Source organism: uncultured Croceicoccus sp. (genome assembly GCF_947496385.1).
Classification (GTDB): Bacteria; Pseudomonadota; Alphaproteobacteria; order Sphingomonadales; family Sphingomonadaceae; genus Croceicoccus.
The window spans coordinates 46,091-57,698 of sequence record NZ_CANMCP010000008.1; the positions used below are offsets into that span (position 1 = coordinate 46,091).

An 11,608-nucleotide genomic window follows, 5' to 3' on the forward strand; every position below is an offset into this window, starting at 1 on the left:
GTCCGGCCTCCGCGCAACAATCAGCTTAACAGGAAACAGACATGCTCGACGCCAATCTGAAGCAGCAGCTGCAAAACTATCTCGGCAATCTCAAAACGCCGATCGAGCTTGTCGCCAGCCTTGGCGACGATGCAAAAGCGGCCGAAACGAAGGAACTGCTGGACGAGATCGCGTCCCAGTCGAACAAGGTCACCGTGGTCGAGGGCGGCACGAACGCCCGCAAGCCCAGCTTCGACATTCGCCGCGCCGACGATCATTCCGCCTCCGTCACCTTTGCGGGCCTCCCGCTGGGGCACGAGTTCACCTCGCTGGTGCTCGCGCTGTTGTGGGCCGGGGGCCATCCGCCCAAGGTCGATGCCGACGTGATCGAACAGATCCGCAATCTCGACGGCCAATTCGATTTCGAGATGTATTTCTCGCTGTCCTGCCACAATTGCCCCGACGTGGTGCAGGCCCTGACGCTGATGGCGATCTACAACCCCAACGTCACCGCCACGCTGATCGAGGGCGGCACGTACAAGGACGAGGTCGAAAAGCGCGACGTCATGGCCGTGCCCGCCGTCTATCTCAACGGCGAACCCTTTGCGAACGGGCGCATGGACGTGAAGGAAATCCTGGCCAAGGTGGACACCGGCGCGTCGGCGCGTGCGGCGGAAAAGCTCGCGGCGAAGGACGCGTTCGAGGTGCTCGTCATCGGCGGCGGCCCGGCGGGCGCATCGGCGGCGATCTACACCGCGCGAAAAGGGTTCAGCACCGGCATCGCGGCACAGCGTTTCGGCGGGCAGGTGATGGACACGATGGGGATCGAGAATTTCATCTCCGTCGATTACACCGAAGGCCCGAAACTGGCCGCCGCGCTCGAAAACCACGTCGCGCAATATGACATCGACGTGATGAACCTTCAGAACGCGAGCAAGTTCGTCCCCGCCACGCAAAAGGGCGGCCTGCACGAAATCCTGTTCGACAATGGCGCTTCGCTGAAGGCACGGTCGGTCATCATCACCACCGGGGCCCGCTGGCGCCAGCTCGGCGTGCCGGGCGAGGAGGAGTACAAGAACAAGGGCGTCGCCTATTGCCCGCACTGCGACGGGCCGCTGTACAAGGGCAAGCGCGTGGGCGTGATCGGCGGCGGCAATTCCGGCGTGGAGGCGGCGATCGACCTCGCCAATATCGTCGGCCACGTCACGCTGATCGAATTCGACAGCCAGCTGCGGGCCGATTCGGTGCTGGTCGACAAGCTGAAGAGCTTTGCCAATGTCGAGATCGTGACCTCTGCGCAGACGACCGAGGTCACCGGCGACGGCAAGAAGATGAACGGCCTCGTCTACAAAGATCGCGACAGCGGCGAGGAGCGCAAGGTCGATCTCGACGGCGTGTTCGTGCAGATCGGCCTAGTCCCCAACAGCGAATGGCTGAAGGACAGCGGCGTCGAATTGTCGGATCGCGGCGAGGTGAAGATCGACGAGCGCGGCGCCACCAACCTGCCCGGCGTATTCGCGGCGGGCGACGTGACCACCGTGCCGTACAAGCAGATCGTCATCGCCATGGGCGAAGGGTCGAAGGCGGCATTGTCGGCATTCGACTATATCATCCGCACCGAACCGGCGGAGGAGATCGCCGCGGCGGCGCAGGCGGCCTGAACCGGCTCGATTGATCAGGAAACGGGGCGGCGGCCATTGCGGTCGTCGCCCCTTTTTCATGCGCGCCTATCGCCGCTTGCGCAGGACCAGATAGACCGCACCATCGCCCCCGTGGCGGCGATGGGCATTGCGCACCGCGACGATGTCGGACGCGTGCGGCCCCGCCGCCAGCCAGTCGAGGAATTTCGCGCGGATGGCGCCCCGTCTCTCGGCCCGGTCGGCGGCATCGACGGGCCGCGCCTTTCCCGTAACGATCAGCACCACGCGCGCGCCCATCGCCTTGGCCTGCGCCAGCCCGCGATCCAGCCGTCGATAGGCGGTGTCGAGCGTGTGACCATGCAGGTCGAGCGTGAAATCGGGCACGATGGCGGCGCGGCTCATCCGTTTTTCCCACGAGGAATCGAGCGTGCCGCCCCCCTCGCGCATGGGCACAGGCTGCGGGGTGGTGCGTGGCGGGGTGCGGCGTTGCGGCTTTGCAGGTTTTGGCGGGGCGGGCGCGGGTTTCGCCTCTTTCATCGCGGGCGGCGGGGCGGGCCGCTTGCGCCCTTCCATCGGCGTCACCGTCGCGGCGAGCGCGGCCCAGGCGCGCTGCTCATCCGCGCTCAGCCCCCGTGGCGCCTTCATCGCGGCGCGATACGCGCCAGCGTCCCCTTGGGCAGGAGCAGGAGCGTGCGCGCCTCGCTGCTCATCGCGCCGGCGGTGCCCTTCGCCATCTCGCCCGCGCCCCAGAACGTGTCGAACCGCCCCGCCCCCTTGATCGCGCCCCCGGTGTCCTGCGCAATCCAGAGCCCGTCGGCACGGTCATTCGCCGCGTCGATCCACACCGGCGCGCCGAGCGGCGTGAACCGTGGATCGGCCGCGACACTGACGCGCGGACGCACCGGCACGCCCAGCGCACCCAACGGTCCGTCGCCGGTCAGCTCGCGGAAAAAGACCCAGCTCTGATTCTCGTTCATGATGGCATCGGCCTCGCCCGGATTGGCGCGGAGCCAGTCGACGATCCCCTGCATTGTCGCTTCGCCCGGGGCGAACACGCCGCGTTCGCGCAATGTGCGACCGATGGCAGTATAGCCGCGCCCGTTCTGCCCGGCATAGCCAATGCGCAGGACCGAACCATCGGGGGCGATAAGCTGCCCCGAACCCTGGATCTGGAGGAAGAAGAAATCGATGGCGTCGGCGGCCCACGCGATGACCGGCGCCCGCCCGTCGAGCGCTCCGGCGACGATCTCCGCCCGTTCGAAATAGGGTACGAATCGCCCATCCTCGTACCGGCCCAGCGGTGCGCGCCCGCCCCCCGCATAATACGCTTGTCGGACGAGATCGGTCGGCATGCCATAGACCGGCACGTCGAAGCCGGGCTGCCGGTTGCGAACGCCAGCAAGGCGCGGTTCGAAATATCCGGTGACGAAGCCGTCATTGCCGCCCACGATCGAGGTTTCGAAAAATTCCCGGAAAAACCGCGGCGCAGAACCGGCATAGCCCTGCGCGGCGGCGCAGGCGCGCGTCCAGTCGGCCGCGATGCCGCTGCTATCCGACCGGGACAGCAGCGCAGGACACGATTCGATAAAGGACCGTCGCGCCGCATCCGCCTCGCCTTCGCGAACGGTGTCGTAACCGGCGGAGGCCAGCAATGCGCCAATATCGGGACCGGGATAAAGGCCGGCGTCCAATGCGCTCACCGCCTCCGCGCCGGCGCGTACCGGGGGCGTGGGCCATACCGGTTCGGGCGGGTTTTGCGTGACGGGTGCGGGCGGGGTCGCGGGGATCAGCCCTCGCCGGTTTCGTCGAGCAGCCAGTCCGGACGCGCCGCGTTGACCCGGCGGCTGAAGGTCCAGACATCGTGGCTTTCCACCGCATCGTCGAGCGAGCCTGCGATCATGTTGCCGTCGCGATCGGTCGTCATGGCCGCGATGTCGGCGGCGAAACGCACGGTGATGCGGGCCATCGGGGCGTCGTATTCGGCGGAGACGATCTCGGCCTCTTCGATCCGGATGAGGCGGTTCTGAACCGATTCGCCGGCTTCCTCGCGCGCGTCGATCGCCGCGGCGAAGCTGGCGTAGACATCGTCGTCGCACAATTCGTTGAGCGTTTCGCGGTCGCCCTTCCAGAACGCCTCGAGGATCATGCCATAGGCACCGCGCGCCCCTTCGAGGAACAGCGCCGGGGTGAAATTGCGGTCCGCGGTGGCGATTTCGCGCACGCCGCGCTGCGCGCCGAGAGGAACGCCCGAAAGCGCCCGTTCGAGCGCGGATTGCGGCTGCTCTCCCGCCGCACCGCCGCGTTCGCCGCCGGGCAAGGCCTGCGGATTGCGGGGCTGCGGACGCGGCACCTGCCGGCCCAGCATTTCCTCCTCATGCTCCGCCCGGCGACCCAGCACCGAGTAGAGCTTGTAGCCGAGGAAAGCGGCAATCATGGCAAGAATGATGATTTGGACCACGAAATTTCATCCGTTTCATGCATGGCGCCGCACGGGAATCTTCCGGATGCGACGGGATTTGAGACTAGCCTGCCCTAAATAGGAAAGGATTACAAATCGACAATATCGGCGGTTTTACATGGGTTCCCTTCGCATGCCCGTTCTCTATACGCCATGAACGTCGCGCTACGCCGGTTCTCGTATCGGTTGAAGCGTTCGCGGGGGGGTGCTAACTCGCGCCGGAACCCATCGGCGGACGCGGGCGCGGGGCGGATCTCCGCCGAAAAATCGCGCCACCGCCCGCCCATCACGGAAAGCGAATCGAACATGGCCGACGAAGGCAACATCCTCACCGATCTGGACGGCAATCAGGGCGCGGCGAACGGCGCCGACAATCAGCCCGCGATCGGCCTGATCTCGCAATATATCAAGGATCTCTCGGTCGAGAATCCGAACGCGCCGAAAAGTTACCAGTTCAAGTCGCAGCCGCAGCTCGACGTGCAGCTCAACATCAATGCGCAGGGTATCGAGGGCGAGGTCCACGAGGTCACGCTCAAGATCACCGTCACGGCCAAGGCGGACGAGGGCACGAGCTATATCGTCGATCTCGATTATTGCGGGCTCATCGGCATGCGCAACGTGCCCGACGACCAGGCGCACGCGTTCCTCTATGCCGAGGCGCCGCGCATCCTGTTTCCCTTTGCCCGCCGCATCATTGCCGATGCCGTGCGCGACCTCGGTTTTGCGCCGCTGCTGCTCGACCCCGTCGATTTTCAGGGGCTCTACGTGCAGCAGCTGAATCAGCGGCAGGCCGAACAGGGCGGCATGGGCGCGGGCACCCCGCCCACCGGCAACGCCTGACCCCACCGGCCCAACGGGAACGCCGGGCGTGAGCCTTGTCCGCAATGTCGGCACGATCGGGGGGCTGACCGCGCTCAGCCGGGTCTTCGGCTTCGTGCGCGACATGCTGCTCGCCCGCGTGCTCGGCGCGGGGATGGCGGCGGACGCGTTTCAGCTCGCCTTCATCCTGCCCAACACGTTCCGGCGCCTGTTTGCAGAGGGCGCGTTTTCCGTCGCCTTCGTGCCGATGTACACGCGCCGCCTGCATGCCGAGGGGGACGAGGGCGGCGATCTTGCCGCCCAGAAATTCGCCAATGACGTGATGGCGGTGTTCATCTGGGTGCTGCTCGGCTTTTCTGCGCTCGCCATGCTGGCCATGCCGGGCATCGTCTGGCTGCTCGCCAGCGAGTTTCAGGAGATCCCCGGCAAGTTCGAATTGTCGGTGACGCTCGCCCGGATCACCTTCCCCTATCTCGCGCTGGTGAGCATGGTGGCGATGTTGTCGGGCGTGCTGAATGCGCGGTCGCAATTTGCGCCGGGTGCGTTCGTGCCGGTTCTGCTCAACGTCGTGCTGATCGCCGGGATTGGCGTGGGGTACGCCCTGCGCGGGGACGATGGCGACAACATGGTGGTCGCCTATGCGCTGGCGGTGGCGGTGACGCTCGCGGGGGTGGCGCAGCTTGCCTATATGGCGTGGGCGACGCGGCGTTCGGGGGTAAAGCTGATCCTGCGCCTGCCGAAATTCACGCCGGAGGTGAAGCGGCTCGCCATGCTGATCCTGCCCGCCACCTTCGGCGCGGGGATTTACCAGGTCAGCCAGTTCGTCGACACGTTCTTCGCCACCTCGCTGCCGCAGGGCTCGCTCACCCTGCTCAAACTCGCGGACAGGCTGAACCAGATGCCGCTCGGCATTGTCGGCATCGCGCTGGGCACGGCGATCCTGCCGATGCTCGCCCGCCATATTCAGACCGACGACCGCGCCGGGGCGCAGCGTTTGCAGGCCAATGCGGTGGAGATCGCGCTCCTCCTCACCCTGCCCGCCGCGGTCGCGCTGGCGATCTGCGCGCCGGCATTCACCGCCGCGTTCTTCGTCGGCGGACAGATGACGGAGGCGAACGGCGACACGATGGCGAATATCGTCGTCGCGCTGGTTGCCGGGCTGCCGGCCTACGTGCTGGTCAAGGTGTTTCAACCCGCGTTCTTCAGCCGGGAGGACACGCGCACGCCGGTGTGGATCGCGGCGGCGGCGCTGATCATCAATATCGCCATCAATTTCTACGTCGTGCCGCGCTACGGCATCGTCGGGCTCGCGGCGGCGACGGCGTTTACCGCATCGCTCAACGCCGCGATGCTCTACGTCCTGCTGCACCGGCGGGACTGGTTCCGGATCGATGGCCGGCTCATTGGCAAGATTGCGCGGCAGATCGTCGCCGTTTCCGCGATGGGCGCGGCGCTGTGGTTCATCATGCCGACGATGGCGGATCGCTACGACGGGAATGTGGTGGAGCGCATCTGGTCGCTCGGCGTGCTGGTCATTGCGGGCGCGGCGGTGTTCTTTGTCGCGGCGTGGCTGGTGGGGGCGATCGACAAATCGCTCCTCGCGCAATTGACGCGGCGCGGCGCGAAGGCGAAGACGCCCGCAACCTAACGTCAAAGCAGTTCAGCCACAGGATCATCCATGCGCATCGTTTCGGGCATTCAGCCCACCGGCAATCTCCACCTCGGCAATTATCTGGGGGCGATTCGCAATTGGGTGAAATTGCAGGACGAGGGCGAGTGCTTCTTCTTCCTCGCCGACCTGCACGCCATTTCCATGCCGCATGACCCGGCGCAGCTGACCGCGAACACGCGCGAGATGGCCGCCGCGCTCATCGCGTGCGGGGTCGATACGGACCGCGCCGTGCTGTTCAACCAGACGCAGGTCCCGGCCCATGCGGAGCTGCAATGGCTGCTCAACGGGACGGCGCGGATCGGCTGGCTCAACCGCATGACGCAGTTCAAGGACAAGTCGGGCAAGAACCGCGAAGGGGCGAGCGTCGCGCTGTTCACCTATCCCGTGCTGCAGGCCGCCGACGTCTTGCTGTATCAGGCGAGCCACGTGCCCGTCGGCGACGATCAGAAGCAGCATCTCGAACTCGCCCGCGACATTGCGCAGAAATTCAACAATGATTTCGGCGGCGGCACCGAGGTGTTCACCCTGCCCGATCCCTATATCCCGCCCGAAGCGGCCCGGATCATGAGCCTGCGCGACGGCACGGCGAAGATGAGCAAGTCCGATCCTTCGGACATGAGCCGCATCAATCTTGCCGACGATCCCGACACGGTGATGAAGAAGGTGAAGAAGGCCAAGAGCGACGCCGAACCGCTGCCCTCCGACATTGAAGGGCTCGACGGGCGGGCCGAGGCGAAGAATCTCGTCTCCATCTATGCCGCCATTGCGGAGGCGCCGGTGGCCGACGTGCTGCGCGATTTCGGCGGCGAGGGTTTCGGCAAGTTCAAGCCCGCGCTGGGCGAGCTGCTGGTCGAACATCTGCGCCCGATCACCGAACGTTTTACCGCGCTCAAGGACGATACGGCGACGCTGGATTCGATTCTGCGCGCCGGGGCGGAACGGGCGCGGGCGGCATCGGCGGATACGCTCGATGCGGCCTATCGCGCGCTCGGCCTGCTGCGATAGGAGCGTTGGCTTAAGTCCCTGCGCAGACACGAAAAATCACAATTGTTAGGATTTTCGTTAAATCGCGGTTCATTGGCATTGTTCTATAAAGCGTGCATCATATGCGATATAACGGCGTTCGAGCAGGCGCCGCATCGCCACAAGCACGTTCGGAGAAACACGCCATGACATCCCTCGCCAAGCGCGCGGCACGTTCGATCGCAGCATCGTTGCTGCTGGTTGGCGTTGCGGCATGCACCACCCCGTTCCAGGCCGACGTGTCGCGATTCGCGACGCAGCTTCCCGCCCCGCAGGGCAAGACCTTTGCCGTGGTCGCCGACGATCCCGACCTGGTCGGCGGGCTCGAATTCGCGCAATATGCCCGCTATGTCGGCGCCGAAATGGCCGATCTCGGCTATACCGAGGCCACGCCCGAAACGGCGGACCTGCTGGTCAAGTTCGATTACGGCGTGAATGACGGGCGCGAAAAGATCCGCTCGTTCGGGGCGCGCGATCCGTTCTTCGATCCCTGGTACGGCTATGGCGGCTTCGGCGGGCGCAGCGCGTATTATCGCGGCGGTCCGTGGGGCTTTGGCTGGCAGGATCCGTTCTTCAATTCCGGGCCGAACATCACGAGCTACACCGTCTATACCAGCGGCATCGATCTGAAGATCGAACGCCGCGCCGATGGACAGCGGCTCTTCGAAGGCAAGGCGGAGGCCGTGTCGCGTTCGGATCGCCTGCCCTATCTCGTCCCCAATCTGGTCGAGGCGATGTTCGTCGATTTCCCCGGCAATTCGGGAGAGACTCTGCGCATTTCCATCGCGCCGGAGGACCGCGACACCAAGGTGCGCCGCATCGATTGACCGGCGCCGATACGCAACCATGAGCAAGAGGCGGGTGCAGCGATGCGCCCGCCTTTTTCATGGGCGCCGTGCTGTCGGCTTGCCCGCGCCGCCGCCCGCGCTAGGGTCGTCGCCATGGCGCCCGATTATCACCCGCCGGTCAAACGCTCGGTCGAAATCGCCGGGCACAAGACCTCGATCAGCCTAGAGCCTGTCTTCTGGTCCATGCTGCGCGAGGCGGCGATGCGACGCGGCTTGCCGATCAACGCGCTCGTCGGGGCGATCGACGCGGAACGAATCGCAGCCGACACCCCGCCGGGGCTGGCCAGCGCGATCCGGGTCTGGCTCGTGTGCGAGCGCGAGGCTCGGGACGGCGCTATCGCGGAATGACGGCCAGGCGCACGAAAAAGGCGCGCCACCCTTGCGGACGGCGCGCCTTTTCATGCGTAACGCGAAAAGCTCGCGTCAGTAATTGGCGGGCGGATCGCTCGCCGGAAAGCTTTCGTCCATTTCCTCGTCCGTCTTGGTCCAGGTCGAGGGCTTGTCGCGCATCGAACCCGCGCCCGCGTCGCGAACGACGGTGCCGCCGCCCTGCGTGGCGTGCGGCTGACCATCGGCGAATGCAGCCGGTTCGTCATGCTGCTTGGTGAAATGCTTGTATCCGGCATAGCCGAGCGCGCCGAGCACGCCCATTCTGATAAGTCCCATTGCGATTCTCCTTAAAGACAAGTGGCAATGAAACGCGTCAACGCGTGCAAGGTTTCGCAAATCGCCCGATACCCGTCGAGGCGGGCCTAATCCGAGCCGACGCGTTCGATATCCGCACCGACCAGCGCGAGCTTCTCCTCCAGCCGCTCATACCCGCGGTCGAGGTGGTAGAGCCGGTGCACCACCGTCTCCCCTTCCGCCGCGAGTCCCGCGATCACGAGGCTCATCGAGGCGCGCAGATCGGTGGCCATCACCTCCGCCCCGGTCAGCCGATCGACACCATGCACCACCGCGGTGCGGCCATTGGTCTCGATATGGGCGCCCATGCGGTTGAGTTCGGGCACGTGCATGTAGCGATTTTCGAAGATCGTCTCGTTGAGAACGCTCGTCCCGTCGGCCTGGCACAGGAGCGCCATCAACTGCGCCTGCATGTCGGTGGCGAAACCGGGATAGGGCGCCGTCGAAAGATTCACGGCACGCAGAGGACCGTCGCAATAGACGCGCAGGCCGGCGTCGCTTTCCTCCACATTGACGCCCGCATTGCGCAAGGCATGCGTCGTGGCGCGCATTTCGGCGGGGTTCGCCCCCTTCAGCATGACATCGCCGCCGGTGATCGCCGCGGCACAGGCATAGCTGCCCGCCTCGATCCGGTCGGCCATCACGCGATAGGTCGCCCCGTGCAGGCGCGGCACGCCATGGATGGTGAGATCCGATTCGCCGATATTCTCGATTCGCGCGCCCATCGCCACAAGCAGATTGCACAGATCGACGATTTCCGGCTCGCGCGCCGCATTGTCGAGCCGCGTCGTGCCATTGGCGAGCACCGCGGCCATCAGCGCATTCTCCGTCGCACCCACCGACACCACCGGAAAGGCGAAATCGCCGCCCGGCAGACCGCCATCGGGCGCCGCGGCCCGAACATAGCCCGCGGCCAGCTCGATCTCCGCGCCCATCGCCTCCAATGCTTTCAAATGCAGGTCGATCGGCCGGTTGCCGATGGCGCAGCCGCCCGGAAGCGACACCTTCGCCTCCCCCGCCCGGCCCAGCAGCGGGCCAAGCACGAGGATCGAGGCGCGCATCTTGCGCACCAGCTCGTAAGGCGCGGTCGTGTTGGTGAGGCGCGGCGTCTGCAACGTCATGACCCGGCCGAAATCCTGAGGCCGCGACCCGGCGATGGTCGTCGACACGCCGAACTGGTTCAACAGATGCTGAAACCCGTCAATATCTGCCAGCCGCGGCAGATTGCGCAGCGTCAGCGGCTCTTCGGTCAGCAATGCGCAGGGCAACAGGGTCAGTGCCGCGTTCTTCGCACCAGAGATAGGCAATGTGCCGGTCAGGCGTTTTCCGCCCTTGATGATGATCTTGTCCATGCGCGGCTGTTTAGCCGGAATCGCGGCGGTTACAAGGCGATGACGCCCAAACCGCGCGATGTCCGGACCGCCCGATCCATCGACGCTCTTGTGCATCCGCGTGTGGCTTGGCTATGGCTCATGTTCCATTTCGCAGTTGCAACAGGAATCGCTTCCATGACCGACAATTCGCGCAAGCCCATCCGCAAGGCCGTATTCCCCGTCGCCGGCATGGGGACCCGGTTCCTGCCCGCGACAAAGGCCGTCCCCAAGGAAATGCTACCCATCGTCGATCGGCCACTGATCCAATATGCGGTGGACGAGGCACGCGCCGCCGGGATCGAGCAGATGATCTTCGTCACCGGGCGCGGCAAGGGCGCGATCGAAGATCATTTCGACATCGGTTTCGAACTGGAAACGACGATGAAGGAACGCGGCAAGGACGTGTCCATCCTCGACGGGACGCGGCTTGCCCCCGGCAATTGCGCCTATGTCCGGCAGCAGGAGCCGCTCGGCCTCGGCCACGCGGTGTGGTGCGCGCGCGACATCGTGGGCGACGAACCGTTTGCCGTGATGCTGCCCGACGAATTGATGTGGGGGGAGCCGGGCTGCCTCAAGCAGATGGTCGATGCCTATGAAAAGGTCGGCGGCAATCTGATCTCCGTGCTCGAAGTGCCCCGCGAATCGGTGTCGAGCTATGGCGTGATCGCGCCGGGCAAGGTCGATGGTGCCCTGACCGAGGTGACCGGCCTCGTCGAGAAGCCGAAGATCGCCGACGCCCCGTCGAACAAGATCGTGTCGGGCCGCTACATCCTCCAGCCGCAGGTGATGCGCACGCTTCAGGATCAGGAAAAGGGCGCCGGCGGCGAGATTCAGCTTACCGACGCGATGGCCAAGATGATCGGCAGCCAACCCTTTCACGCCGTCACTTTCGAGGGACGGCGCTTCGACTGCGGCTCGAAGACCGGCTTTGTGGAGGCCACGCTCGCCATCGCGCTCGAACGCGAGGACATGGGCGAGGAGGTGCGCGCCATCGCCACGCGGCTCCTGGGCTGAGGGCGTCCGGGGGCGTCCGGGGGCAGCTGGCCGGACGCCTCTTCCGCCATGAAAAGGCGGGAGTTAACCGATCCTTAGCAGCGGTAGGGTAAAAGGCC

At 65.5% G+C, this 11,608-nt stretch carries 12 protein-coding genes; 7 read left to right on the plus strand and 5 right to left on the minus strand.

Going from position 1 to position 11,608, the window contains the following annotated elements; genetic code table 11:
• Positions 1–41 precede the first annotated feature (41 nt).
• Positions 42–1,640 carry an alkyl hydroperoxide reductase subunit F gene (gene ahpF / locus Q0897_RS12540; RefSeq protein WP_299309788.1) on the plus strand — a complete coding sequence of 533 codons (1,599 nt, stop codon included), beginning with the start codon at positions 42–44 and terminating at the stop codon, positions 1,638–1,640.
• Positions 1,641–1,706: 66 nt separating this feature from the next.
• Here ahpF and Q0897_RS12545 read toward each other — a convergent pair whose 3' ends face one another.
• The 3 genes from Q0897_RS12545 to Q0897_RS12555 all read right to left on the minus strand — a co-directional run bounded on the left by Q0897_RS12545 (position 1,707) and on the right by Q0897_RS12555 (position 4,077).
• Positions 1,707–2,264, minus strand: a complete 558-nt coding sequence (locus tag Q0897_RS12545) for a Smr/MutS family protein (protein WP_299309789.1) — start codon at positions 2,262–2,264, stop codon at positions 1,707–1,709.
• Complete coding sequence (locus tag Q0897_RS12550) at positions 2,261–3,319, minus strand: murein transglycosylase A (protein ID WP_299309790.1); 1,059 nt, start codon at positions 3,317–3,319, stop codon at positions 2,261–2,263. The genes Q0897_RS12545 and Q0897_RS12550 overlap by 4 nt, the downstream gene beginning before the upstream one ends.
• A gap of 86 nt (positions 3,320–3,405) precedes the next feature.
• Positions 3,406–4,077 carry a Tim44/TimA family putative adaptor protein gene (locus tag Q0897_RS12555; RefSeq protein ID WP_299309791.1) on the minus strand — a complete coding sequence of 224 codons (672 nt, stop codon included), beginning with the start codon at positions 4,075–4,077 and terminating at the stop codon, positions 3,406–3,408.
• A gap of 306 nt (positions 4,078–4,383) precedes the next feature.
• Between Q0897_RS12555 and secB the strand changes: the two genes are divergently transcribed.
• From secB to Q0897_RS12580, 5 genes are all read left to right on the plus strand, one after another.
• The gene (secB, locus tag Q0897_RS12560) at positions 4,384–4,917 is read left to right on the plus strand and encodes a protein-export chaperone SecB (RefSeq protein ID WP_299309792.1); all 534 of its coding nucleotides are present in this window, start codon (positions 4,384–4,386) and stop codon (positions 4,915–4,917) included.
• A gap of 28 nt (positions 4,918–4,945) precedes the next feature.
• Positions 4,946–6,544 (plus strand): murein biosynthesis integral membrane protein MurJ, encoded by a 1,599-nt coding sequence (gene murJ / locus Q0897_RS12565; RefSeq protein WP_299309793.1) that lies wholly within the window; start codon positions 4,946–4,948, stop codon positions 6,542–6,544.
• A gap of 30 nt (positions 6,545–6,574) precedes the next feature.
• Entirely contained in the window at positions 6,575–7,573 is a 999-nt protein-coding gene (trpS, locus tag Q0897_RS12570) for a tryptophan--tRNA ligase (RefSeq protein ID WP_299309794.1), read from the plus strand.
• A 164-nt stretch (positions 7,574–7,737) separates the two neighbouring features.
• Complete coding sequence (locus tag Q0897_RS12575; protein ID WP_299309795.1) at positions 7,738–8,418, plus strand: DUF4136 domain-containing protein; 681 nt, start codon at positions 7,738–7,740, stop codon at positions 8,416–8,418.
• A 114-nt stretch (positions 8,419–8,532) separates the two neighbouring features.
• Positions 8,533–8,787: a ribbon-helix-helix domain-containing protein gene (locus Q0897_RS12580; RefSeq protein WP_299309796.1), complete on the plus strand. Its 255-nt coding sequence runs from the start codon at positions 8,533–8,535 to the stop codon at positions 8,785–8,787.
• A 75-nt stretch (positions 8,788–8,862) separates the two neighbouring features.
• On the opposite strand, the gene Q0897_RS12585 is transcribed toward Q0897_RS12580, so the two are convergent.
• Together Q0897_RS12585 and murA are read right to left on the minus strand one after the other, a co-directional pair.
• Positions 8,863–9,105: a hypothetical protein gene (locus tag Q0897_RS12585; RefSeq protein WP_202086463.1), complete on the minus strand. Its 243-nt coding sequence runs from the start codon at positions 9,103–9,105 to the stop codon at positions 8,863–8,865.
• An 86-nt stretch (positions 9,106–9,191) separates the two neighbouring features.
• Positions 9,192–10,475, minus strand: a complete 1,284-nt coding sequence (gene murA, locus Q0897_RS12590) for a UDP-N-acetylglucosamine 1-carboxyvinyltransferase (RefSeq protein WP_299309797.1) — start codon at positions 10,473–10,475, stop codon at positions 9,192–9,194.
• A 156-nt stretch (positions 10,476–10,631) separates the two neighbouring features.
• Here murA and galU point away from each other — a divergent pair, with 156 nt between their 5' ends.
• Positions 10,632–11,510, plus strand: a complete 879-nt coding sequence (galU, locus tag Q0897_RS12595; RefSeq protein ID WP_299309798.1) for a UTP--glucose-1-phosphate uridylyltransferase GalU — start codon at positions 10,632–10,634, stop codon at positions 11,508–11,510.
• Positions 11,511–11,608 lie beyond the last annotated feature (98 nt).

Bases quoted from the DNA above. Each gene is read 5' to 3' on its own strand.
- Q0897_RS12545 (WP_299309789.1), bottom strand. From the start codon at position 2,264: ATGAAGGCGCCACGGGGGCTGAGCGCGGATGAGCAGCGCGCCTGGGCC.
- secB (WP_299309792.1), top strand. From the start codon at position 4,384: ATGGCCGACGAAGGCAACATCCTCACCGATCTGGACGGCAATCAGGGC.
- trpS (WP_299309794.1), top strand. From the start codon at position 6,575: ATGCGCATCGTTTCGGGCATTCAGCCCACCGGCAATCTCCACCTCGGC.
- galU (WP_299309798.1), top strand. From the start codon at position 10,632: ATGACCGACAATTCGCGCAAGCCCATCCGCAAGGCCGTATTCCCCGTC.
- Q0897_RS12580 (WP_299309796.1), top strand. From the start codon at position 8,533: ATGGCGCCCGATTATCACCCGCCGGTCAAACGCTCGGTCGAAATCGCC.
- Q0897_RS12585 (WP_202086463.1), bottom strand. From the start codon at position 9,105: ATGGGACTTATCAGAATGGGCGTGCTCGGCGCGCTCGGCTATGCCGGA.
- ahpF (WP_299309788.1), top strand. From the start codon at position 42: ATGCTCGACGCCAATCTGAAGCAGCAGCTGCAAAACTATCTCGGCAAT.
- murA (WP_299309797.1), bottom strand. From the start codon at position 10,475: ATGGACAAGATCATCATCAAGGGCGGAAAACGCCTGACCGGCACATTG.
- Q0897_RS12575 (WP_299309795.1), top strand. From the start codon at position 7,738: ATGACATCCCTCGCCAAGCGCGCGGCACGTTCGATCGCAGCATCGTTG.